Below are 1,422 nucleotides of genomic sequence, written 5' to 3'. Positions count from 1 at the left end.
AATAAACAATATAGATAAACAAATTGGCTCAAATGGATATTCTTTAATTGTTTCTGCCATAAGTATTAAAAACTTAAAAGAAGAAATAGCGAGATTAGAACAAGAACAAAAATCAGCTGGAATATTATTATTAGGTACAAACTTAACACCTGAACAAATAAATATTGTTTCTAGTGTCCAACCAAACTTAGTTGTATTAGATACCTGTTTTGAAACGCTAGATGTGAATTTTGTTGTTATGAATAATATTTATGGGGCCTATCAGGCAGGAAAGTATTTAATTGAATTAGGACATAAAAATATTGGCTATGTTGAATCAACAACTAGAATGTATAATTTTGATATGAGAAGGAAAGGTTTTTTACAAGCATTGGAAGAAAATGATTTAAAGATTGCTGAACACAATTATTTTTCAATATCACCAACTGTCATCACTTCTCAAGAGGAATTTAAGATTAAAATTAAAGACCAGATAAACAAATTACCATCAGCTCTATTTTGTGAAGCTGATTATATGGCCATTAGTGTGATAAAATCATTAAGTGAGTTAAGTATTCAAGTTCCAAACGATATCTCAATCATTGGCTTTGATAATATCTTTGAGTCACAAGTAATTACTCCCGAACTAACTACAATTAATGTAAAAAAAGATAGAATTGCTTTATTAGCTGTTGAAAAACTTATAAGAGAAATTGATAATAATGAAAACGATAAAATTAAACTATTTGTAGATACAGATCTTATTGAGAGAAATTCTTGTAAGGCAGTTCGATAATGTAAATAAAGCCCAGAGCTTTGCATAGGAAATACGCAAAGCTCTGGGCTTTTTGCAAAGTTTAAAGCTTCTCACATCACTTACATTTCACCTTTAAACATCAAAAAATCGTACACAGGTAGGATACCCTCGGTACGATAAATCAGTGAAGAATTCAGTGAGAATAAATTAAATTACTGCTTCAACCTCTACTGTTATAATGTTTGATTATATAATTTCCCTCATCATTTCTTCCACCTAAAACCTCTAATATAATTTTTATTTTGAATAACTGGGGAGTACTTTGTAATCCTCAATAAAATATAGTTCCCAATCAAAAAACTAATTTATTTCACAATAATTATGTAGCAAATAATTCCGATTAGTTCTTTCATTCACTAAGCTGCCCCGTTAGTTAAATAAAAAAAAATCACCATATATAGCAATAACGCACCCGTTAATTTAAGATGGGAAATTTTACATGCCAGAATTAACTATGTACGAAAATAACCCTACCAAACCAACAACAATCTCAATACTTAATAAAGCAATCGTATATTTCTTTTTTAATTAGATTAAATATCGAAACTATAACACCAAGGGATAAAAGTACAACAGTTGAAACAATGTCTTTAGCAAAATACATATAATTTAGAACACCTATAATC

General features: G+C 28.8%; 1 protein-coding gene. It reads left to right on the top strand.

All coding sequences use genetic code 11. The annotated features are described in order from the left end of the window. The coding region (locus HU235_RS20680) for a substrate-binding domain-containing protein (protein ID WP_174881449.1) at positions 1-775 on the top strand (775 nt) is incomplete at its 5' end. Positions 776-1,422 lie beyond the last annotated feature (647 nt).

Source organism: Metabacillus niabensis, from assembly GCF_902829255.1.
GTDB lineage: Bacteria > Bacillota > Bacilli > Bacillales > Bacillaceae > Metabacillus > Metabacillus niabensis.
This window is presented reverse-complemented; position numbering and strand designations above follow the sequence as displayed.